Origin of the sequence: Limimaricola variabilis (assembly GCF_034371605.1) — a bacterium.
In the GTDB taxonomy this organism is placed as follows: Bacteria; Pseudomonadota; Alphaproteobacteria; order Rhodobacterales; family Rhodobacteraceae; genus Limimaricola; species Limimaricola variabilis.
On sequence record NZ_CP139691.1, the window covers coordinates 395,492 to 418,105 of the forward strand.

Annotated in this window: 19 protein-coding genes; 6 read left to right on the top strand and 13 right to left on the bottom strand. The window is 69.2% G+C overall.

The annotated features are described in order from the left end of the window. Positions 1-8: 8 nt before the first annotated feature. From T8T21_RS02005 to flgB, 7 genes are read right to left on the bottom strand one after another with little or no spacing between them, the layout of a single operon-like run. Complete coding sequence (locus tag T8T21_RS02005; RefSeq protein ID WP_183474968.1) at positions 9-764, bottom strand: flagellar biosynthetic protein FliR; 756 nt, start codon at positions 762-764, stop codon at positions 9-11. Between the two features lie 4 nt (positions 765-768). After that, positions 769-2,868: a flagellar biosynthesis protein FlhA gene (flhA, locus tag T8T21_RS02010; RefSeq protein WP_322336597.1), complete on the bottom strand. Its 2,100-nt coding sequence runs from the start codon at positions 2,866-2,868 to the stop codon at positions 769-771. Between the two features lie 7 nt (positions 2,869-2,875). Beyond that, positions 2,876-3,697, bottom strand: a complete 822-nt coding sequence (locus tag T8T21_RS02015; RefSeq protein ID WP_322336598.1) for a lytic transglycosylase domain-containing protein — start codon at positions 3,695-3,697, stop codon at positions 2,876-2,878. Continuing rightward, positions 3,694-3,963, bottom strand: coding sequence for a flagellar biosynthetic protein FliQ (locus T8T21_RS02020; RefSeq protein WP_183474971.1), 270 nt, complete (start codon positions 3,961-3,963; stop codon positions 3,694-3,696). Before T8T21_RS02020 ends, T8T21_RS02015 begins: the two co-directional genes overlap by 4 nt. Before the next feature lie 37 nt (positions 3,964-4,000). Further along, positions 4,001-4,324: a flagellar hook-basal body complex protein FliE gene (locus T8T21_RS02025; RefSeq protein WP_183474972.1), complete on the bottom strand. Its 324-nt coding sequence runs from the start codon at positions 4,322-4,324 to the stop codon at positions 4,001-4,003. A 13-nt stretch (positions 4,325-4,337) separates the two neighbouring features. Beyond that, entirely contained in the window at positions 4,338-4,748 is a 411-nt protein-coding gene (gene flgC / locus T8T21_RS02030; RefSeq protein WP_183474973.1) for a flagellar basal body rod protein FlgC, read from the bottom strand. Between the two features lie 14 nt (positions 4,749-4,762). Beyond that, positions 4,763-5,206 (bottom strand): flagellar basal body rod protein FlgB, encoded by a 444-nt coding sequence (gene flgB, locus T8T21_RS02035; RefSeq protein ID WP_322336599.1) that lies wholly within the window; start codon positions 5,204-5,206, stop codon positions 4,763-4,765. An 18-nt stretch (positions 5,207-5,224) separates the two neighbouring features. Between flgB and fliI the strand changes: the two genes are divergently transcribed. Then, a complete protein-coding gene (gene fliI / locus T8T21_RS02040; protein WP_322337442.1) occupies positions 5,225-6,619 on the top strand; it encodes a flagellar protein export ATPase FliI in 1,395 nt (464 codons plus the stop codon). 82 nt (positions 6,620-6,701) lie between these two features. Beyond that, on the top strand, positions 6,702-7,955 hold the full coding sequence (locus T8T21_RS02045) for an Hsp70 family protein (RefSeq protein WP_322336600.1): 1,254 nt from the start codon (positions 6,702-6,704) through the stop codon (positions 7,953-7,955). A 64-nt stretch (positions 7,956-8,019) separates the two neighbouring features. Here T8T21_RS02045 and T8T21_RS02050 read toward each other — a convergent pair whose 3' ends face one another. The 5 genes from T8T21_RS02050 to T8T21_RS02070 form a co-directional block, all read right to left on the bottom strand. Further along, on the bottom strand, positions 8,020-9,000 hold the full coding sequence (locus T8T21_RS02050; protein ID WP_407660088.1) for a branched-chain amino acid ABC transporter permease: 981 nt from the start codon (positions 8,998-9,000) through the stop codon (positions 8,020-8,022). Next, on the bottom strand, positions 9,000-9,887 hold the full coding sequence (locus tag T8T21_RS02055) for a branched-chain amino acid ABC transporter permease (protein WP_322336601.1): 888 nt from the start codon (positions 9,885-9,887) through the stop codon (positions 9,000-9,002). The genes T8T21_RS02050 and T8T21_RS02055 overlap by 1 nt, the downstream gene beginning before the upstream one ends. Before the next feature lie 72 nt (positions 9,888-9,959). Then, positions 9,960-11,162: an ABC transporter substrate-binding protein gene (locus T8T21_RS02060; protein WP_322336602.1), complete on the bottom strand. Its 1,203-nt coding sequence runs from the start codon at positions 11,160-11,162 to the stop codon at positions 9,960-9,962. A gap of 43 nt (positions 11,163-11,205) precedes the next feature. Next, positions 11,206-11,949, bottom strand: coding sequence for an ABC transporter ATP-binding protein (locus tag T8T21_RS02065; protein ID WP_407660089.1), 744 nt, complete (start codon positions 11,947-11,949; stop codon positions 11,206-11,208). Further along, on the bottom strand, positions 11,942-12,691 hold the full coding sequence (locus T8T21_RS02070) for an ABC transporter ATP-binding protein (RefSeq protein WP_322336603.1): 750 nt from the start codon (positions 12,689-12,691) through the stop codon (positions 11,942-11,944). Before T8T21_RS02070 ends, T8T21_RS02065 begins: the two co-directional genes overlap by 8 nt. Positions 12,692-13,011: 320 nt before the next feature. Between T8T21_RS02070 and T8T21_RS02075 the strand changes: the two genes are divergently transcribed. Continuing rightward, a complete protein-coding gene (locus T8T21_RS02075) occupies positions 13,012-13,584 on the top strand; it encodes a TRAP transporter small permease subunit (protein WP_322336604.1) in 573 nt (190 codons plus the stop codon). 1 nt (position 13,585) lies between these two features. Next, positions 13,586-14,971 carry a TRAP transporter large permease gene (locus tag T8T21_RS02080; protein WP_322336605.1) on the top strand — a complete coding sequence of 462 codons (1,386 nt, stop codon included), beginning with the start codon at positions 13,586-13,588 and terminating at the stop codon, positions 14,969-14,971. 81 nt (positions 14,972-15,052) lie between these two features. On the opposite strand, the gene T8T21_RS02085 is transcribed toward T8T21_RS02080, so the two are convergent. Then, a complete protein-coding gene (locus T8T21_RS02085; protein WP_183474983.1) occupies positions 15,053-16,138 on the bottom strand; it encodes a TRAP transporter substrate-binding protein in 1,086 nt (361 codons plus the stop codon). A gap of 196 nt (positions 16,139-16,334) precedes the next feature. On the opposite strand from T8T21_RS02085, the gene T8T21_RS02090 reads away from it, so the two are divergent. Next, positions 16,335-21,479, top strand: a complete 5,145-nt coding sequence (locus tag T8T21_RS02090) for a DUF4011 domain-containing protein (protein ID WP_322336606.1) — start codon at positions 16,335-16,337, stop codon at positions 21,477-21,479. Between the two features lie 150 nt (positions 21,480-21,629). Next, positions 21,630-22,592 carry a DMT family transporter gene (locus T8T21_RS02095; RefSeq protein ID WP_322336607.1) on the top strand — a complete coding sequence of 321 codons (963 nt, stop codon included), beginning with the start codon at positions 21,630-21,632 and terminating at the stop codon, positions 22,590-22,592. Positions 22,593-22,614: the final 22 nt, after the last annotated feature.

Below are 22,614 nucleotides of genomic sequence, written 5' to 3' on the forward strand. Positions count from 1 at the left end.
GCGCCCCCTCAGAACTCGAAGCCGATCAGCCAGTCGGCCAGGGCCTGCACCGTCCCCGATAGCATGGCAGGCCCCGCGAAGACGAGGCCCGCGAGACCGGCGACGATCAGCAGCGGCGCCGCGACGAAGAACACCGGCAGGCTGGGCATCGCCCGGTTGGCCAGACCCATGCCGAGATTGAGCACCAGCGACAGCACGTAGAACGGCGCGGCCAGCGAGATCCCGAGATAGAAGCTCTGCGCCACCGCCCGCACCATCTGCTGAGCGAGGTCGCCCAGCATCAGCCGCCCCGGCGGAAACAGCTCGTAGCTGTCGAGCAGCGCCCGGATCATGACGTGATGCAGCTCGGTCGCGAAGACCAGCGCCACCCCGGCCATCAGCAGCAGCCCGGCGATCAGGGTGGAGCCCTCGAAACTGCCCTGGCTGGGGGCGAAGGCGTTCGACAGGCCCGCCACCATGCCGAGCTGGTAGCCAGCGAAGCCCAAGGCAGAGAACAGGATGCGCGCGGTGGTGCCGATCCATAGCCCGATGGTGATCTCGGTCGCGAACATCGCCAAAAGGGTGATCGGCGAGACCTGCGCCGCGCCCTCGATCGGCGCCAAGGGCGACAGGGCGGCGCTCAGTGCCAGCGCGAAGAGCAGCCGATGACGCACCGGGATCGACGGCTCACCAAAGCCGGGCAGGAACATCAGCGCCGCCCCGAAACGGGCGAAAACCAGCGCGGCGGCCAGCGCCTGCGCGACCAGCAGCTCGCCCAGCTCCACCGGCCTAGCCGCCGATCGTGGCGACGGTGCGCAGCGCGGCCTTCCGATGCACCTCGTTGTGCGAGATGACCTGCGTCATCGGGCTCACCCGTTCGAGCATGGAGCGCACGAAGCTGCGCACCTCGGGGCTGACCATCAGCGCCGGCCACTCGTCGGCCTGCGCGAAGCGCTGGATCTCCTTGCGCGCCTCGAGCACGAATTCCTGCACCCGCTGCGGCGACATCAGGAAATTGCGCTCCTCGCCGTTCATCCGGACGGCGGCGTTGAACTCGCCCTCCCAGGCCGCCGAAATGGTGATCACCGGCACGAAGCCCTGCCCGTCGGTGAGCGCGTGGCAGATCTGGTTCGACAGGCGGCGGCGGACATGCTCGGTGATCAGCGTCACGCTCGATGTGGTGCGGTTGGCCTCGGCGATCGCCTCGACGATCAGCGGCAGGTTGCGGATCGAGATCCGCTCCAGCAGCAGCGCCTGCAGCACGTGCTGTACCAGGATCGCGGGGCTGGTGCCCGAGATCTCGCCCGCGAGCTTCTGGTAGGGACGCGGGAGCTTTTCGATCAGCTCCTGCACCGCGCCATAGGTCAGCAGCTCGGGCATGTGCTGCTTGATGATCTCGGTCAGGTGGGTGGTGATGACGCTTTCGGGGTCGACCACGGTGCAGCCCGCCGCCTCGGCCGTCTCGGCGAGTTGCTGGTCGACCCAGACCACCTCGAGCCCGAAGGTCGGGTCCTTGGTGCGCTGGCCGGGCAGGTCGATCCCGGCCTCGGAGGGGTTGATCACCATCATGCCGGTGGCCCGCACCTCGGCGGTCGCGGCCCGCACGCCCTGCACCGTGATCGCATAGGCGTCCGCCGAAAGCGCCGGGTCGTCCTTGATCCGCACCGAGGGCAGCACGAAGCCGTATTCGCGCGCGAAGAGGTGGCGCAGGCTCTTGATCTTGCCGGGCAGGGCGGCGTCGGGACGGTTGATCAGCGGCACCAGCGCGCCGCCCAGATCGAGCCGCAGCTCGTCGAGCCGCAGCGTCGCGGCGACGTCGTCCTCGGCCGGGGTCGCCTCGTCGCGCTCGGCCTGGGCGGCCTGCGCCGCCTCGCGCGTCACCCGGGCCTTGGCCTCGCGGTCCATGACCCAGCCCAGTCCGACCAGCATCAGCGCCAGTATGGCGAAGACCGGCAGCGGGAAGCCCGGCAGCAGGCCGATGCCGAACAGCAGCCCGCCGGCCATCCACAGTGCCTTTGGGAAGCGTCCGAGCTGGCTCAGCACCGCTTCGTTGGCCGCACCCTCGGTGCCGCCCTTGGTGACGATCAGGCCGGCGGCGAGCGAGACGATCAGCGCCGGGATCTGGCTCACCAGACCGTCGCCGATGGTCAGCGTGGTGTAGACGTTGGCCGCCTCGCCGATCGGCAGCCCGTGCTGGACCACGCCGATCAGGATGCCGCCGACAATGTTGATCATGGTGATGATCAGGCCGGCCACGGCGTCGCCGCGCACGAATTTCGAGGCACCGTCCATCGCCCCGAAGAAGCCGCTCTCGTCCTCGAGCTCCTTGCGCCGCGCCTTGGCCTGCGCCTCGTCGATCAGCCCGGCACCGAGATCGGCGTCGATCGCCATCTGCTTGCCCGGCATCGCGTCGAGCGAGAACCGCGCCGAGACCTCGGCGATGCGGGTCGAGCCCTTGGAGATGACGATGAAGTTGATCACCACGAGGATCGCGAAGATCACGATGCCGATCACGAAGCTGCCCGCGACGATGAAGCGCGAGAAGCCCTCGATCACCCCGCCCGCGGCGCCGGGACCAGTGTGGCCCTGGCTCAGGATCAGCCGGGTCGAGGCGACGTTGAGCGACAGCCGCAGCATGGTGACCACCAGCAGCAGCGTCGGGAAGGAGTTGAAGTCGAGCGGGCGTGGAATCCACAGCGCCACCATCAGGATCAGCGCCGAGAGCGCCAGCGACACCGCGAGACCGAGATCGAGCAGCACCGAGGGCAGCGGCACGAACAGCACCGCCAGCACCAGCGTCACGCCAACGGCGAAGCCGACGTCGCGGTTGGCCAGGCCCAGTGCCAGCATCCTGGCCCCGTTGGGCCTGCGGGTGGGTTCGCTGCTCATGACCGGCTCACGACGACGGCGCCGCGCGACCGATCATCGGTCGGAACGGCGCGTCTGAATAGATGCCGAAGCGGGCGCCATCGCCGCCACCCACCGACCAGCCGCGCCGGGTCGTGCCGGGTACGGGGGCAGGGGCCGCCGAGGCTCCGGCATTGGAAACCGGTGCCGCGCTCCGCATGCCCGGCGCGGCCATGTCCCTGAAGCCGGCGATGCGCTCGTTGGCGACCTCGATATTGCCGCGTAGCGCCGCGAGATAGATCTTCTGCGCCTCGGGGGTGCGCGAATGATACGCGCCGGCGGCGGCGGTCCAGTCGCCGAACTCCTCATAGAGACCGCGCAAGAAGCGGGCGGCGTATTCGACGTTGCGGGCCGGATCGAAGCCCTGTGCGACGCCGTCGAAGGCGTCGGGGTGCCAGCGCAGATTGATCTGCATGCAGCCGACATCGATGCTGTCGATTCCGGCGGCGCGGCGCGCGGCGATCCAGGCGAGCGCCTGATCGCGGTTGTCGAACAGCCGGCCTTCGCCGGCGGCGTTGACCGCCCAGGGCCAGATCGTTAGATGGCCACCGCGCGTCACACCGGCCTCCTGAATGCCGATCGCCAGAAGCAGGTTGCCGGGAATGCGATGGCGCAGTTGGGCGCGCAGGATCTCGGCCACGCAGACGCCGCGCTCGAGCGGCGCGCCCGCCACCGGCGCGCCGGCCGCGGAGATCGTCTCGCGGCCCGCGTTCAGCGCCTCGCTGCCGCGATAGAAATCGCCCCAGCCGGCGAGGCCGGTCTGGGGGGCGAGCGCCGCCACCAGCGCCAGGGCGAGGCCAAGCCGCCTCACGCGCCGCCGCTCGCGATCAGGTCGAACACCCGGTCCGACAGCCGGGTCAGCGTGGCGTAGATGAAGGGGGTCGCCGCCAGCAGCCCGAGAAAGATCGCCACGATCTTGGGCACGAAGGTCAGCGTCATTTCCTGGATCTGGGTCAGCGCCTGAAAGAAGGCGATGGCAAGGCCGACGCCGAGCGCCAGTGCCAGGATCGGGCCGGAGCCGATCAGCACCGCGAGGATGGTGTCCGACAGGATGTCGTAGGTGTCGCTCTCGGTCATCGCCGGGCCCCCTCGCGCCGCCCGATCGCCAGCGCGATCAGATCGGCATCCGTATGATTTCCTGGTAGGCCTCGACCACCTTGTCGCGCATCGAGATCATCACCTTGACGGTGCTCTCGAGCTCGAGCGTCGCTTCGACCACCTGCTGTGCGCCGACCTTGCCGGTCAGCCCCTGCTGCGCGACGGCCTCGGCCTGGCGCGTGGTCTCGACCGTCGACTGCGCGGCGTTGCGCAGCACGTCGGCAAAGCTTTCGCCCGTGCCTTGCGGCTCCGGCGCAACGGGGGAGGTCGTCAGCTCCTGCGACGACTTGTAGGCGCCGCGGATGTTGGAGGTGGAGAGGATCGAGGAAAACTCGGTCATCGGTCAGTCAGCCCTATCGCAGGAGGTCGATCATCTGGTTGCGCATCTTTCGACCCGCTTCGAACATGTTCATGTTCGCCTCGTAGCTGCGCGACGCCTCGCGCATGTTGCTCATCTCGAGGATCGGGTTGACGTTCGGCATCTTGACCATGCCTCGCGCGTCGGCCGCCGGGTGGGCGGGGTCGTGAACGAGCGTGAACGGGCTGTCGTCGCGGCCGATCTTCTCGACCCGCACCATCGACGCACCCAGTTCGCGGTCGAGCATCTCCTCGAAGGCCAGCGTCTTGCGGCGATAGGGATCGGCACCGGGCGCGTTGCCGGTCGAATCCGCGTTGGCGACGTTCTCGGAGACGATCTTGAGGCGTTCGCCCTGCGCCCGCATGCCGCTGGCGGCAATGGCGCTGATCGAGGAAAGCGGGTCCATCTGTTACTCCTTGCTCAGCGCAGGCCGGTTGCCGACATGGTCAGCAATTCGTGGCCCTTGCGGTAGAGCTGCGTCGCGAGGCGGTAGCTTTCGCTGACCTCGGCGGACTTCACGGTCTGCTGTTCGAGCACGACGGTGTTGCCGTCGAAGCTGCGCTCCCAGGCGGCGGGGTCGTCCATCACCCGCGGGCCGCCCTGCGATCCCCCGGTCGAGGTGATGTGGCGCGGATCGGTCGTGGCCACGCCGCCTGAGCGGGCGCCGGCCATCACCGTCTCGAACCCTGCCACTTCGCGCGCACGGTATTGCGGCGTGTTGGCATTGGCGATGTTCTCGGAAATCACCTTCTGCCGCGCCGCGAGCCAGTCGAGCCGCTTGGAAGCAAGAGCAAAGAAGGACATGCCGTCGAGCATAAGCTTTTCCTTTTGGACGAGCCATGAATAGCATGTATAAATTGTCATGACTACGGGATGAGCTTCATGCAGACCGCCTTTTCCGAGCTGACGTCACTTGCGCGCAACGCCCCCGAGGCGAGCATCACCGGTGAGGTGCGTGCCGTTCTGGGCCTGTCGCTGACGGTGAGCGGCCTCGAACGCGCGGTCGGCATCGGCGGGCGCTGCACCGTGCATGGCGCGCGCGGCCCGGTTCTGGGTGAGGTGGTCGGCATCGACGCGCGCGGCACGCATCTTCTGCCCTTCGGCTCCTGGGCGGGCGTGGTGGTGGGCGACCGGGTGGAGCACAGCCCGCGCGGCGACCTGGTGCGGCCCGACGCCTCGTGGATCGGCCGGGTGGTCGACGCGCTGGGCGCGCCGCTCGACGGGCGCGGCCCGCTGGTCGAGGGCGAGCGCCCGCGCCCGGTCCGTGCCAGCCCGCCCTCGGCCTTCGCGCGGCGTCGGGTCGGTGCCCGGCTCGATACAGGTATCAAGGCGCTCGACGTCTTCGTGCCGCTCTGCTGCGGCCAGCGCATGGGCGTCTTCGCCGGTTCGGGCGTCGGCAAGTCGACCCTGATGGCGATGCTGGCGCGCGGCGCCAAGGCCGACGTGATCGTCGTCGGGCTGGTGGGCGAGCGCGGACGGGAGGTGCAGGACTTCATCCAGGAGGATCTGGGCGAGCAGGGCATGGCCCGCACCGTCATGGTGGTCTCCACCGGGGACGAGCCGCCGCTGATGCGCCGCCAGGCGGCCTGGACCGCGACCGCCGTGGCCGAGCATTTCCGCGACCAGGGGCTCGAGGTGCTGCTGCTTCTCGACAGCGTCACCCGCTTTGCCATGGCGCAGCGCGAGATCGGGCTGGCGGCGGGGGAGCCGCCGACCGCCAAGGGCTATCCGCCCACCGTCTTCGCCGAGCTGCCGCAGCTTCTGGAGCGTTCCGGCCCCGGCGCCGCGGGGCAGGGCGACATCACCGGGCTCTATACCGTGCTGGTCGATGGCGACGACATGAACGAGCCGGTGGCAGACGCGGTGCGCGGTGTGCTCGACGGCCACGTCGTGCTCGACCGCGCGATCGCCGAGCAGGGCCGCTTTCCTGCCGTCAACATCCAGAAGAGCATCTCACGGATGCTGCCCGGCTGCCATTCGCCGGCCGAATACGCGGTATTGCAGGCCGCCCGTCGCAGCCTCGCGCGCCATGCCGACATGGAAGAGCTGATCCGCATCGGCGCCTACAAGGACGGCTCCGACGAGGAGGTCGATGCCGCGATCCGCTTCGCCCGCCCCGCCGATGTCTTCCTCAGCCAGCGCAAGGGCGAGGCGATGGGCGCCGATGAGAGCTTTGCCGAGATCTACCGCATGTTGGGCGAGGCGGGCATCAACGTGACGCTGCCCAAGGCGCCGCAACCGCCCGCGCCGCTGCGCCGCGCCGATCCGGCCGGCTGAGGGGCTTCCCCTGGCGCCCGCGCGGGGCTAGACCGGTCCGCTCGGTTTGGCCCGCGTGGGCCGTTCAGTACGGAGCGCATGCATGACCCCCACCGCCTGCGGCATCGATTTCGGCACCTCCAACTCAACGCTGGGGCTCGGCCGCCCGGATGGCGCGCAGCTGATCGCGCTCGAAGGCGAGGAGGCGACGCTTCCTAGCGCGGTGTTCTGGGAGGTGGACGACCCGGCGCCGATCTTCGGTCGCGCCGCGATCACGGCCTATGCCGAGGGCGAGGACGGGCGGCTGCTGCGCGGGCTCAAGAGCACGCTGGGATCGTCGCTGATCACCGAGCGCACCGCCATCGGTCGCAGGTCGGTCAGCTTCGTCGAAATACTGGGGCGCTATTTCGGGCATCTGCGTGCGCGGCTCGACGCGGTCGCGCCGGGGATCGAGCGAGCGGTGCTGGGCCGTCCGGTCCATTTCGTCGACGATGACCCGGAGGGTGACCGCGCAGCCCAAGGCGCGCTGGAGGAGATCGCGCGCGGCGCGGGGTTCACCGAGGTCGGCTTCCAGTACGAGCCCATCGCCGCCGCGCTGCATTACGAGAGCGGCATCTCGGAAGAGGAGCTGGTGCTCATCGTCGATATCGGCGGCGGCACCTCGGACTTCTCGGTGGTACGGGTCGGCCCCGGTCGCAGGGCCCGTCCCGATCGAGCCGACGACATCCTCGCCAATGACGGCATCCGCGTCGGCGGCACCGATCTCGACCGGCTGCTGAGCCTCGCCGCAGCGATGCCGCACTTGGGCCTCGGCAGCCCGATCCGGGGCGGTAAGGGCGAGATGCCGCGCCATTACTACGTCGATTTCGCCACCTGGCATCGCATCAACCGGCTTTATGCGGCCCGCGCCCTGTCGGACCTGAAGGCACTGCTGCGCGAGGCGGATGCGCCCGAGCGGGTGGAGCGAATGCTGCGCGCGGTCGAGGACCGGCGCGGCCACGCCATCGCGATGGCGGTCGAAGGGGTCAAGGTCGCGCTCTCGGAGACCGAGGCAGCGCGACTTGAGCTCAAGCCGCTGGTCGGCGGGCCGAACCCGGTGGTCTCGCGCGAGGCCTTCGAGGCGGCGATCGCGGCGCCGCTGGCGCGGATCGGGGCGCGGATTGAGACCGTGCTGGCGCAGGCTGGGGTCGGCGCGGCGGCGATCGGCACCGTGTTCATGACCGGAGGTTCGTCGCGCCTGCCGGTGCTGCAGGGCTTGGTTCAGACGCTTCTGCCGGAGGCACGGATCGCCACGGGCGACATGCTGGGCTCGGTCGGGACCGGGCTGGCGCTCGACGCCGGGCGGCGCTTCGGCTGAGCGGTCCTGAAACGCAAAGGACCCGGGGCTTGGCCCCGGGTCCTTCATCGTTCTGCTGGTGGTCTCAGAGCGGCCGCTTGATCCAGCGCGAGATCACGCCGACCACGCCTTCGCGGAACAGCAACACCCCGAGCACGAAGATCACGCCCTGGATCACCGTGACCCAAGCCCCCATCGAGGCGAGGTAGTTCTGCATCGTAACCACGATGGTCGCCCCCATCAGCGGGCCGAAGATCGTGCCGACGCCGCCCAGGAGCGTCATCAGCACCACCTCGCCCGACATCGACCAGTGGACGTCGGTCAGCGAGGCGAGCTGGAACACCTGGCTCTTGGTTGCGCCAGCGAGCCCGGCGAAACCGGCGGAGAGTACGAAAACCAGAAGCTTGTAGCGGTTGACCCGGTAGCCCAGCGAGATCGCGCGCGGCTCGTTCTCGCGGATCGCCTTGAGCACCTGCCCGAAGGGCGAATGCACGATCCGGTAGAGGAACAGGATGCCGCCGAAGGTCACGGCCAACACGAGGTAGTAGAGCGCCTCGTTGCTGTTGACCGGGAACAGGCCGAACAGCTCGCCACGCGGCACCGACTGGATGCCGTCCTCGCCACCGGTGAACTCGGCTTGCAGCGCGAAGAAATAGACCATCTGCGCGAAGGCCAGCGTCACCATGGCGAAATAGATGCCCTGCCGCCGGATCGCCAGCGCACCGATCGCAAGGCCGAGCAGCGCGGCGGCCGCCGTGCCCACAAGGATCGAGGCCTCGGGCGTCCAGCCCCAGACCTTGGAGGCATGGGCCGCCACGTAGCTCGCGCCGCCGAAATAGGCGGCGTGGCCGAAGGACAGCAGCCCGCCGAAACCGAGGAGCAGGTTGAAGGCCGCCGCGAAGAGGGCGAAGCACATCACCTTCATCGCGAAGACCGGGTAGACCAGCATCGGCAGCACGGCGAGCACGATGAACAGCACCGCGAAGATCGCCATGTGCAGTTTGGACATGCCGATCGTCGCCGGGCGACGCTCGTTCTCAGTGGCCTGGATGTCGCTCACGCTCATCACGCGTTCCTCCCGAACAGGCCCTCGGGCTTGATCATCAGCACGATCGCCATGATCACGAAGATCACCACCGCCGAACCGGCCGGGTAGAACACCTTGGTCAGGCCTTCGACCACGCCAAGCCCGAAGCCGGTGACGATCGCGCCCATGATCGAGCCCATGCCGCCGATCACCACGACCGCGAAGACGACGATGATGAGATCAGCGCCCATGTTCGGGTTGACCGAGTAGATCGGTGCCGCGAGCACGCCCGCGAAGCCCGCCAGCGCCACGCCGAAGCCGTAGGTCAGCATGATCATCAGCGGCACGTTGATGCCGAAGGCGCCGACCAGCGTCGGGTTCTCGGTCGCGGCGCGCAGGTAGGCGCCGAGCCGGGTCTTCTCGATCACAAACCAAGTGCCGAAGCAGACGATCACCGAGGCGACGACCACCCAGGCGCGGTAGTTCGGCAGGAACATGAAGCCGAGATTCTGCCCGCCGGAGAGCTGGGAAGGAATCTGGTAGGGCAGGCCCGAGATGCCGTAATAGTTGCGAAACAGCCCCTGGATGATCAGCGCGACGCCGAAGGTCAACAGCAGGCCGTAGAGATGGTCGAGATGGTAGAGCCGTCGCAGCGCCAGCTTCTCGAGCACCACGCCGGTCGTGCCGACCACCACCGGCACGAGGATCAGCGCCCACCAGTAGTTGATCCCGAGATATTCGAGCAGCATCCAGGCGACGAAGGCGCCGAGCATGTACTGCGCGCCGTGGCTGAAATTGATGATGTTGAGGAGGCCGAAGATCACCGCCAGCCCGAGCGACAGCACCGCGTAGAACGAGCCGTTGATCAGCCCGAGCAGCAGCTGCCCCATCAGGACCTGCGGCGGAATGCCTAGAAGGTCGAACATGCCTGTCCCGTTCTTGTCAGTTGGCCCGCGCACGGGCGGGGATGGGCGCGCCTGAGGCGCGCCCGGTCAGGATCAGCTTTCGTTGGCGAAGGCGCAGCCCGAGCCTTCCATCGGCAGGAAGGCTTCCTCGCCGGGGATGGTCGAGACGTGCTTGTAGAGATCCCACTCGCCGGTCGACTCGTCCGGCGTCTTCACCTCGTAGAGGTGCATGTCGTGGATCACCCGGCCGTCCTTGCGGACATAGCCTTCGCCGAACAGCGGATCGTCGAAGGAGTTGGCCTTCATCCATTCCGCCACGACGTCGCCATCGGTCGAGCCGGTGGCCTCGACGGCGCGCAGGTAATGCATCGTACCCGAGTAGACGCCGGCATGAACCATGGTCGGCTTGGAGCCGAACTTCTCCTCGAAGCGGGCGGACCACTCGCGGGTGTCGTCGTCGTGATCCCAGTAGAACGCCTCGGTCAGCACCAGCCCCTGGGCCGTCTCGGCGCCCAGCGCGTGAACGTCGGTGATGAACATCAGCAGCGCGGCGAGCGACTGGCCGGCCTGGGTGATGCCGAACTCCGAGGCTTGCTTGATCGCGTTGACCGTGTCGCCGCCAGCGTTCGCAAGACCGATCACGTCGGCGCCCGAGCCCTGCGCCTGCAGCAGGAAGGAGGAGAAGTCGGTGGCCGGGAAGGGGTGGCGCACCGAACCGACGACTTCGCCGCCGGATTCCTCGACGATCTTCATCGTCTCTTCCTCGAGCGAATGGCCGAAGGCGTAGTCGGCGGTGAGGAAGAACCACTTGGTGTCGCCGCGCTCGGTCACGGCGCCGCCGGTGCCCTTGGCGAGCGCTGCGGTGTCATAGGTCCAGTGGATGGTGGTCGGCTGGCACTGCTCGCCGGTGAGCGCGGTGGAGCCGGCGCCGCTGTCGATCAGGATCTTGTTGGCCTGCGCGGTGATGTCGGCCACGGCGAGCGCGGTCGAGGAGGTCGGCACGTCGAGGATCGCGTCGACGCCGTCCTGATCGTACCACTGGCGGGCGATGTTCGAGGCGATGTCGGGCTTGTTCTGGTGGTCGGCCGAGATCACCTCGACGTCGAGGCCTTTGGAGGCGGCGTCGAAATCCTCGACCGCCATGCGCGCGGCCACCACCGAGCCTTCGCCCGAGAGGTCGGCATAGACGCCCGAGCGGTCGTTGAGGACACCGAGCGTGACCTCGATGTTGTCCTGGGCCATGGCGGGCAGGCCGAAGGAGGCGACGGTCAGCGCCCCGAGTACCGTTTTCTTCATGTTTTCCTCCCAGTAAACGGCGCTTTTCATGCGCCTTGAAACGTCAGACGCCTAGATAGGCGTGCAACTTGTCGATGTTGGCGTCGAGCTCGGCGTTGGGGATCATGTCCACCACGCGGCCCTGGTCGACGACGTAATGCCGGTCCGCGACCGAAGCCGCGAAGCGGAAGTTCTGCTCGACCAGCACGATGGTGAAGCCCTCCTGCTTCAACTCGCGGATCGTCGCGCCGATCTGCTGGACGATGACCGGGGCGAGCCCCTCGGTCGGCTCGTCGAGCAGCAGCAGCTTGGCGCCGGTGCGCAGGATCCGGGCGATGGCGAGCATCTGCTGCTCGCCCCCCGACAGCTTGGTGCCCTGGCTGCGCTTGCGCTCCAGCAGGTTGGGGAACAGCTGATAGATGCGCTCCACCGACAGACCACCCTCGGCGATCTTGGGCGGCAGCATCAGGTTCTCCTCGACATTGAGGGAGGAGAAGATGCCGCGCTCCTCTGGGCACAGCGCAATGCCGAGCTTGGCGATGTGGCGCGGCTCGAGCCCGACGGTCTCCTTGCCCCGCATGGTCACCGAGCCGGTGCGCTTGGACAGGATCCCCATGATCGCCTTGAGCGTCGAGGTCTTGCCGGCGCCGTTGCGGCCCAGCAGCGTCACCACTTCGCCTTCGCGCACTTCGAAATCGATGCCGTGCAGCACGTGGCTTTCGCCGTACCAGCCCTGCAGCCCTTCGACCTTGAGCAGGGCCTCGCCGGTCGCGGCGGGGCGGTGGGTCATGGTGGCGGCGTCAGTCATGTCCGGCTCCGATATAGGCGTCGATCACATCCGGCGATTTCGACACGGTAGCGTAATCGCCCTCGGCCAGGATCTCGCCACGGGCAAGAACCGTAATCTTGTCAGATAGATCCGCGACGACCTTAAGGTTGTGCTCGACCATCAGGATGGTCCGGTTCGCCGCGATCCGCTTGATCAACGCCGAGGTCCGCTCGACATCTTCCTGACCCATGCCGGCCATCGGCTCGTCCAGCAGCAGCATCTCCGGATCGAGCGCCAGCGTGGTGGCGATCTCCAGTGCGCGCTTGCGTCCATAGGACAGCTCGCCCGCGCGGGTGTCGGTAAAGGACGACAGGCCCACCGCGTCGATATGCTCGCGCGCCTCGTCGTCGAACCGGCTCAGCCCGCGCTCCGAGCGCCAGAAGTCGAAGCTGTCGCCACGCTTGCGCTGCAGCGCCACGCGGACGTTCTGCAGCACGCTGAGATCCGGGAACACCGCCGAGATCTGGAAGCTGCGCACCATGCCCAGCCGCGCGATGTCGGCCGGCGCCATCTTGGTGATGTCGCGCCCGTCATAGGTGATCGTCCCGCGCGTCGGCTGCAGGAACTTGGTCAGCAGGTTGAAGCAGGTCGTCTTGCCCGCCCCGTTGGGCCCGATCAACGCGTGGATCGATCCGCGCTCGACCGCGAGGTCGACCTTGTTGACCGCGACGAAGCCCTTGAATTCCTTGGTCAGCCCTTCGGCCCTGAGAACAGCATCCATCAGCGTCGGCCCTGCATGCGCGGACCGGCTATCGTGATCAAGCTCACGGCCTTCCTCCCGTTTGACGCCGTCTCCGTTTCCCCCGGACGGCTTGCTCGGAGGCTAGGCGGGTGGCGGTTCGACTGTCAACTGCCGGTTGGCTCGGGGATGCCGCATACGCGAGGTCAATACGCCGCTGCGCAGAAAGTCGGCGCCCCTAGCCGCGCGATTGCCGAAGCCTCGGGCATTTTTCCGGGGCGTGGCTCAAGCCGGGCGTTGCGGCATGCACGTCCGACATGTCATGAGAGCGCGCAAAGCAAGGGACCCCGAGGGAGGACAGGATGCGCGCGCTCGCGGCGGTGGTGACCGCCATATCGGCCTTGAACCGGATCGTCGGACAGGTCTTTTCGTGGCTGGCACTGGGGATCGTCGCGGTCTGCTTCACCGTGGTGGTGCAGCGCTACGTCTTCGCGGTCAGCTATGTCTGGATGCAGGACCTCTACATCTGGCTCAACGGTGCGATGTTCACCGCCGTGGCCGGTTTCGCGCTGTTGCGCGACGACCATGTCCGCGTCGACATCTTCTACCGCCCGGCATCGATCCCGCGCAAAGCGCTGATCGACCTGATCGGCGTGCTGGTATTCCTGCTGCCTTTCTGCGTGATCGTCTACGTTTACGCGATACCCTTTGTGCAGCGCAGCTGGGGCTATCACGAGGCCTCGGCCAATGTCGGCGGCATGCCGGGGCTGTTCATCCTCAAGAGCTTCATCATCGGCTTCGCGGTGCTGGTCGGGCTGCAGGGCCTCGCCATGGCGGGCCGCGCGATCCTGACGCTCGCGGGGCGCGACGGGCTGCTGCCCGAGCGCCTGCGCTACACCCTCAAGACCGACCACCTGACCGAGGCCGCCGAATAACATGGATCTAGTGCTCATCGGAGAGATCCTCTCGGGTCTCATGTTCTTCGGCATCATCGGTTTCCTGATGCTGGGCTTTCCCGTGGCCTTCACGCTTGCGGGTGTGTCGCTGCTGTTCGGCCTCGTCGGCTGGTGGATCGGGGTGTTCGACCCCTCGAACTTCGGCAGCCTGCCGAGCCGCTATATCGGCTTCATGACCAGCGAAGTGCTGGTCGCCGTGCCGCTGTTCATCTTCATGGGGGTTATGCTGGAGCGGTCGCGGATCGCCGAGCAGCTCCTGCTCACCATGTCCAAGCTGTTCGGCAACCTGCGCGGCGGGCTCGGCCTGTCGGTGGTGATCGTCGGCGCAATGCTCGCGGCCTCCACCGGCGTGGTCGGGGCGACGGTCGTCACCATGGGCCTGATCTCGCTGCCGGCGATGCTGCGCGCGGGCTACGACCCCAAGCTCGCGACAGGCGTGATCTGCTCCTCCGGCACGCTGGGCCAGATCATCCCGCCCTCGACGGTGCTGATCTTCATGGGCGACATGCTGTCGGGCATCAACAGCCAGGTGCAGATGGAGAAGGGCAACTTCGCGCCCACGCCGGTCTCGGTCGGCGACCTCTTCGCCGGCGCGCTGCTGCCGGGCGTCATGCTGGTCGGCCTCTATTCGCTGTGGATCATCTTCAAGGCCATCACCGATCCCGAGAGCTGCCCCGCGACTCCGGTGCCGCTGAACGAGAAGCGCGGCCTGTTCAAGGAGGTGCTGGTCGCGCTGCTGCCGCCGCTTCTGCTGATCATCGCGGTGCTGGGCTCGATCCTGGGCGGCGTGGCAACGCCGACCGAGGCGGCCTCGGTCGGCGCGGTGGGCGCGATCATCCTCGCGGCGCTGCGCTGGCGGCTGTCGTTCCGGGTGCTGCACGAAACCGTTGTGGCCACCGCGACCATCACCTCGATGGTGTTCATCATCCTGTTCGGCGCCTCGGTCTTCTCGATCGTGTTCCGGCTGATGGGTGGCGACAACCTGGTGCACGAGTTCCTGTCGAACCTGCCGGGTGGCGCGGTCGCGGCGGTGATCGTGGTGATGGCGATCATGTTCGTGCTGGGCTTCATCCTCGACACCTTCGAGATCATCTTCATCGTGATCCCGATCACCGCGCCGATCCTGCTGGCGCTGGACATCGATCCGATCTGGCTCGGCGTGCTGGTGGGGATGAACCTGCAGACCTCGTTCCTGACGCCGCCCTTCGGCTTTGCGCTGTTCTATCTGCGCGGCGTGGCACCGGACGACCTGCCGACCTCGGCAATCTATCGCGGCATCATTCCCTTCGTGGTGCTGCAGCTGATCGGCATCGCCGCGCTGTTCTTCTTCCCGCAGATCGTCACCTGGTTGCCGACTGTGTTGTAACACCGAGGGCAACGCCGCTGACGGAACGAAAAAGCCCGGATCTTTCGATCCGGGCTTTCTCTTTTTCCGACGGGGTCGGGATCACATCTCGAAATACTGCTCGCGCGCGCGGATGAAGTTGGCGTCCGCGGTCTGCGCCTTGGTGCGCAGCAGCTTGAGCGACTCGATGAAGCTCTCGGTGGTGCGCTTGGTCAGGTCATCGCCGCTGTCGCGCAGCTCGGTCAGCACTTCCTTGGAGGCGGTGGCCGCGGCCTCGAGCACTTCCTCGGGGAACTGTTGCACCTTCACGCCGTGCTCGTTCACCAGCGTGTTGAGTGCGCGCGGGTCGTTGGCGGCGAAGTCCGAGGCGACCATGTCGTACTCGGCCTGCGAAACGTCGCGGATGATCGCCTGCAGATCCTCGGGCAGCTCGCTGTACTTCGCCTTGTCGACCACCAGCTCGGTGGCGAGGCCCGGCTCCACGAAGGAGGGGAAGTAGTAGTTCTTGGCGACCTGGTGGAAGCCCAGCGCGAGGTCGTTGTAGGGGCCGACGAACTCGGCTGCGTCGAGCGTGCCCGACTGCAGCGCCTGGAAGATCTCGCCTGCGGCCATGTTGGTCGCGGTGACGCCGAGCTTCTCCCAGACCCGGCCGCCGAGGCCCGGGGTGCGGAAGCGCAGGCCCTTGAGGCTGTCGAGACCGGTGACCTCGTCGCGGAACCAGCCGCCGGCCTGGGTGCCGGTGTTGCCCGATAGGAAGCCCTTCACGCCGAACTGGTCATAGACCTCGTCCCACAGCTCCTGGCCGCCCATGTGGCGCATCCAGCCCGCGAGTTCGGTCGACGTCATGCCGTAGGGCACGCCGGTGAAGAAGTTCAGCGCCGAGGACTTGTTCTGCCAGTAATAGGCGGCCGAATGCGACATCTCGGCGGTGCCGTCGATCACCGCGTCGAGCGACTGCAGTGGCGGCACCAGCTCGCCGGCCGAGTAGACCTGGATCGTCAGCCGGCCGCCCGAGGCGGCGGTGATCCGGTCGGCCAGGCGCTGGGCGCCGACGCCGAGGCCCGGAAAGTTCTTCGGCCAGGTGGTGACCATGCGCCAGGTGATGTTGCCCTGCGCCACGGCGGGGGCGGCCAGTGCGGCCGCGCCTGCGCCGAGACCGGCCTTGGTGATGAACGAACGACGATCCACGCGTTTCTCCCTGTTGTCTCTCATGTCCCGCGCCCCTCCCGGGTGCGGGCCCTCGGGCGAGATAAATCCATGCGCGGGGGGCTTGTCCAGCCTCTCGCGCCGCACGCGGATCGGCGGGGCCCTGCCGGGTGGCGGCGAGGCTGTTGACGACAAAGGGCAAATGGATTCATGTCCGCCGAAGCGCAGGAGAGAACGGATGACGAACCCAGACAGCCAGCTTCCGGTCGCCGCGCCGTGCCTCGCCATCGAGGTCGACGCCGCCAGTCGGCTGGGCTTCGTCAGCGCCCGGCACGCGGTCTCGGTGCTGCGCGCGCTTACGCTGCGCCATGAGGGGCCCACCGCGCTGGCGGGGATCGAGTTGCATCTGTGGAGCGAGCCTGCCGTGTTGCGCCCGCGGGTCTGGCGGATCGACGCCATCGGCCCGGGCGAGGTGCTGGAGATCGCCGATCTCGCCGTGTCGATCGACCCGGTGCCGCTCGCCACGCTGGAGGCGGCGACGCCTGCCATGTTCCGGCTCGAGGCGCGGCAGGGCGGGCAGGTGCTGGGACGTGCCGCGCATGAGCTGACGCTTCTGGCCCGCGACGAGTGGGGCGGCCTGGGCGAGATGGCGCATCTGCTGCCCGCCTTCGTGCGACCGGAGCCCGCGCTCGCGGTGGGGCTGGCCGACGAGGCCACGGCGCTCTTGGAGCAGGCGGGGCGGGGCGTGCCGGACGGCTATCGCTCGGGCGATCCAGGCCGTGCCTGGATGCAGGCGGCGGCGGTCTGGTCGGTGCTGGCGGGCTGGGGGCTGCGCGGCGCGGTGGCGTCCGGCCATGTCGCCGCGCGCGGCCAGCCGCTGCGCGCCACCGCCACGATCCGTGAGGACGCGCTCGCCACACCGCTGGAGGCGGCGCTCCTGTTTGCGGCCGGGGCCGAGGCGCTGGGCCTGCACCCGGTGGTGGCCTTTGCGCAGGGACGGATCTGGTGCGGCGTCTGGCTGCTGCCGCGCGATTTCGGCCGCGTGGTCGAGCCGGACGCGGTGGCGCTGCGCAAGGCGGTGGCCGCGCGCGAGTTCCTGCCCCTTGACCCCGAACGGCTGCTCGGCCCCAAATCCGGCTTCGAAGCGGCGATCGCCGCCGGGCGGGCCCTAGCGGACCCGGCGCAGGAGCAGGGCTTCCTTGCCGCCATCGACGTCGCGGCGGCGCGCCAGGCCGGAATCACCCCGCTCGAGGATACGCGGCTCGCGACCGCCTCCGGGCCCAGCCCGGTCGCCGCTGCGCTGCCCGAAGGGCCAACGGCTGCCGACCTGCCGCTCGACGACATCGAGCCTGCCCCGACCACGCCCGAAGGGCGGATCGAGCGCTGGCAGCGGCGGTTGCTGGATCTCAGCCTGCGCAACCGGCTCCTGAATTTCCGCGACGGGCGCGGCGCGGTGCCGCTGCTCTGCGCCGACATGGCCGCGCTCGAGGATCGGTTGGCCGGAGGCGCTTGGGCAGTGCCGGTCGCGCTCGAGGAGGCGGACAGCCTTTCGGGAGACGAGCTGGCGCATCGTGCCGCGCAGGCGCAGGAGCGCGGCCGGCTTGCCGCGCCGCTGGCCGAGACCGAGCTGCAGGCAAGGCTGATCGCGCTGCATCGCCGCGCGCGCAGCGACATGCAGGAGGGTGGCACCAACACGCTGTTCCTTGCCGCGGGCTTCCTGCGCTGGTGCCGGCCGGGGGAAACCCGGGCCTATCGCGCGCCATTGCTGCTCATCCCCGCGCGGCTCGAACGACGCTCGGCCAGCTCGGCCTTCCGGATCGGTCATCTCGAGGACGAGGTGCGGATCAACGCGACGCTGCTGGAATTCCTGCGTCGTGATTTCGCGCTATCGGTGCCGGGGCTCGACGGCGAGCTGCCACGGGATGGCAGCGGCATCGATCTGGCGCGGATCTTCGATCTGGTGCGGCTGGCGGTGCGCGACATGCCGGGTTTCGAGGTAATCGAGGAGCTGTCGCTTTCGACCTTCTCCTTCGCCAAGTTCCTGATGTGGGAGGATCTCGTCGCGCGCGAGGCCGAATTGCGCGACAGCCCGTTGGTGCGCCACCTGCTCGACGGGCCGGAGACGGCCTATCCGCAGCCTGACCTGCCGGCGATCGGCCCGCGCGACCTCGACCGGGCGCTGGCGCCCGCCGATCTGGTGTCGCCGCTTCCGGCCGACAGCAGCCAGCTCGCTGCCGTGGCAGCGGCGACGCAGGGCCGCGACTTCGTGCTGATCGGCCCGCCCGGCACCGGCAAGAGCCAGACCATCGCCAACATCATCGCGCAGGTCATGGCGCAGGGCCGGACCGTGCTCTTCGTCGCAGAAAAGGCGGCCGCGCTCGAAGTGGTGCATCGCCGCCTCGCGGCCTGCGGGCTGGGAGATGCCTGTCTCGAGCTGCATTCGAACAAGACCGACCGCGCCTCGGTGCTGGCGCAGCTGGGGCGCGGCTGGGACCGCGCGGCGGCCGGCGACGAGGCCAAGTGGGTCGAGGTGACCGAGGACCTGCGGCTCACCCGCGACCAGCTCAACGCCTATGTCGCGGCGCTGCACCGCAAGGGGCGGCAGGGGTTCTCGGTGTTCGACGCGATCGGTCGTGTGGCGGCCGGCGAGCCGGACTTCCGGCTCGTCTTTCCCGCGCCGGACGCGCATGATTTCGCCAGCTATGCGCGGCTGCGCGACATGGCAGGCGACCTGGAGCGTCTGGCCGAGGTCGCCGGACGCGATGCGCCGGTCGATCTGCTGGCGGGGGCGGAGTGGTCCTTCGACTGGCAGGAACGGTTTCTCGCTGCTGCGGCGGCGCTGGGCCGCGCGGCGCGGGGACAGAACCGGGCGCTTGGCGGGCTCTGCGACCGGCTCGGCCTTGCGCCCGAGGCGGCGCGCATGACCGCGCGATGCAAGCTGCTGATGGGCCTCGTGCCGCTGGCGGTGGAGGACGCGCCGGATCTGTCGCGGCTGCCCGATCTGCCGCTGGCGGAGCTGGAGCGTGCGGTCGAGGCGCGCCGTGAGGCCGAGGCGGAGATGGCTTCCGCGCGCGGACGGCTGGCCGCCGACTATCCCGAAGATGTCGATACCCGGATCGACGTCTCGGCCCTCGATGCCGATTGGCGCGCCGCCGAGGCCGGGATTTGGCCGCTCTCGGCGCTGGCGCGGCGGCGCGTGCGCGGCGTGCTGCAGAGCCATGCGCGCTCCGGCACCGTCGATCCGGGCGGCGATCTCGACGCGCTGCACTGGCTTGCCCGCGCGCGGCGCACGCGCGACGCCTCGCCGCTGGCGCAGCTGCCGGGCGACCGGCTCGACGAAATGGTCGCGGCGCGGCGGGCGTTGGAGACGGCACTGGCCGGGCTCGCGGGTGAGGGGGTGGAGCCCGCGCGCCTCGGTGCGGTGCGGGCCGAGTTGATGCAGCCGGGAGCCGGGCCAGTGCGCGCGGGCCTGAAGGCGCTTGCCGAAGCCGATAGGGAGATGACGACGGCCCGCGAGGCCTTTGAGTCCTTGGGCGGGCGGGTGCCAGACGACGCGGCCCCCGCCGAACTGGCCAAGGCGCTGGACGCGCTGCAGAGCCAGGCCGCCAGGCTGGCGGACTGGACCCGTTGGGTGGCGCTGCGCCACAGGGCCGAGGTCGCAGGTCTCGGCCCGTTGATCGTGGCGATCGAGGCGGGGCGGCTCGACCGACCGGCTCGCGCCGCTTTCGAGGCCGCCTATGCCGCGTGGTGGTTGCCGCGGGCCATGGATGCCGACCCGCTGCTGCGCGACTTCGCGCATTGGGCGCAGGACGATCTCGTCGCCCGGTTCCGGATGCTCGACGCGCGCGCCGCCGCGCTCGCCTCGAACGAGGTGCTGCGCCGGATCGGTGGCGGTCTGCCCGCACGCGATGCCGTGCCGCGCGCCTCGGAACTGGGCGTGCTGCGCCACCAGCTCGGGCTCAAGCGGCCCTCCATGCCGATCCGGCAGCTGCTAGGCCAGATGCCCGAAAGCCTGCCGCGCCTGGCGCCCTGCGTGCTGATGTCGCCGCTCTCGGTCGCGCAGTACCTGCCGGCGGGCCAGCCGGCCTTCGACGTGGTGATCTTCGACGAGGCGAGCCAGATTACCACCTGGGACGCGATCGGCGCGATCGCCCGCGGCCGCCAAGCGATCGTGGTCGGCGACCCCAAGCAGCTGCCGCCGACCAATTTCTTCGGCCGCGCCGAGGAGGAGGACGATGAAGAGGACGTGGCGCTGCGCGACATGCCCTCGATCCTCGACGAGGTGGCGGCGTCGGGCGTGCCGGTGCGGCGGCTCGACTGGCACTACCGCTCGCGCGACGAGGCGCTGATCGCCTTCTCGAACCACTTCTACTATGACGGCGGCCTCGTCACCTTTCCCTCGCCCGGCGGCGCGGGCGACGCGTTGCGGCTGCACCGGGTCGACGGCCGATACGGCCGGGGGCGGGGACGCAGCAACGCGGAGGAGGCGCGCGCGGTCACCGCGATGTTGCGCGCGCGGCTCGCGGCCGAGCTGGAGCGTCCCGAGGCGGCGCGCCGCAGCTTCGGCGTGATCACCTTCAACGGCGATCAGCAGGCGCTCATCCTCGATCATCTCGACGCGCTGCGGCGCGACGCGCCCGAGCTGGAATGGTTCTTCGACGAGGCGCGCGAGGAGCCGGTGATCGTCAAGAACCTCGAGAACATCCAGGGCGACGAGCGCGACGTGATGCTGTTTTCGGTCACCTTCGGGCCTGATCTCGCGGGCAAGCTGTCGATGAATTTCGGCGCGCTCAACGCCGAAGGCGGCGAGCGGCGGCTCAACGTCGCGATCACCCGCGCGCGGCGCGAACTGCATGTCTTCGCCTCGCTGGGGGCGGGGGATATCGATCTGGGCCGATCGCGCGCGCGCGGCGTGGCCGATCTCAAAGCGTTCCTCGACTATGCCGAACGCGGTGCCGTGGCGCTGCCCGCGCGCGACGCGGGCAGCCTCGGCCCGGCCGAGAACCCGTTCGAGGAGGCGGTGGCGCGCAGCCTCGAGGCGCGGGGCTGGGAGGTCCGGACCCAGATCGGCGTCTCGGGCTTCCGCATCGACCTCGCGGTGGTGCATCCCGACCGGGGCGGCGCCTATCTGGCCGGGGTCGAATGCGACGGGGCAAGCTATCATTCCGCCGCCACCGCGCGCGACCGCGACCGGATCCGGCAATCGGTGCTGGAGGGGCTCGGCTGGCGGATCGAGCGGGTCTGGTCGACCGACTGGTTCCGTGCGCCCGCCCATGTCGCCGACCGGATCGACGGCCGGCTGCGCCAGATGCTCGCCGTCGATCGGGCGCAGGCCGAGACGGCGCGCCCGCGCCGGCTGGCGCTGCCGACACCGCAGGCTTGACCGGCGCGGCGCCACCTCCTAGCCATGGTCTGCGGCCGGTGTGACGGCGGGCGATGGCGTCGCCCCGACCCGTGGGCCGCATCCTGCAGATGTCCCGGACGCCCGGACCGCCGCGCCCATGCCGATGGGCGCGCATGTTGGGAGACGTCGATGATCCGACCCCGTTCCAAGAGCCCCGTCGCGCGGCCGCGCCGCGGTCCCAGCGGCGAGATCGGCACCGGCATGGCGCTGATGGTGGTGGCGATGGCGCTGCTGCCGGTGGGCGACACGCTGGCCAAGCTGCTGACCGGGGTGCTGCCACCGATGGAGGTGGTGGCCTGGCGCTTCGTGTTCCAACTCGCCGCGCTGTCGTTGCTGGCGCTGCTGCTGCGCCATCGGCTGCGCGGGCCGATCTTCTCGCCGCTGCTGGCGCTGTCAGGGCTCTGCGCGGTGGTCACCATGTCGGGCCTCGTGGCCGCCTTCGCTGTGATGCCCATCGCCACCGCCATCGCGGTGTTCTTCGTCGAGCCGTTGATCCTCGTGCTGCTGGCCGCGCCGCTCCTTGGGGAACGGATTGGGCCGCGCCGCTACGCCGCCGTTGCGGTCGGCTTTCTCGGCGCGCTGGTGGTGATCCGGCCCGGCCTCGACGGCTTCACCCCGGCGGCGCTGCTGCCGCTGGCCTCGGCCACCGGCTACGCGGTCAACGCGGTGATCCTGCGCCACGCGGCGCGCAGCCGTTCGGCGCTGACGATCCAAACCGGTGCCACGTTCTACGCCACCTTGATCTCGCTGTGCCTGCTCGCGCTGCTGACCGCCACGGGGCTGGTTGCGCCGCTCTCGGCCAGCGCGCCGGGCTGGGTCTGGGGCATGCTGCCGCTGGTGGGGATGCTGTCGGCCGCGACCTTCCTGATGATCGCCGAGGCGTTCCGCCGTGCCGAAGCAGGGCTGCTGGCGCCGTTCCAGTATCTGGAGATCGTCGGCGCGGTGGGCTTGGGCTTTGCGGTCTTCGGCGACCTGCCGGACGCGATGACGGCGCTGGGCACTGCCATCATTCTCGGCTCGGGCGCCTATGTGGTGCACCGCGAGCGGGCGGCCGGGCAGGGCGCGGCCGCCCAGACCGCGCCGCAGGGCTGAAGCCACGGGCCGGGGTGATCCC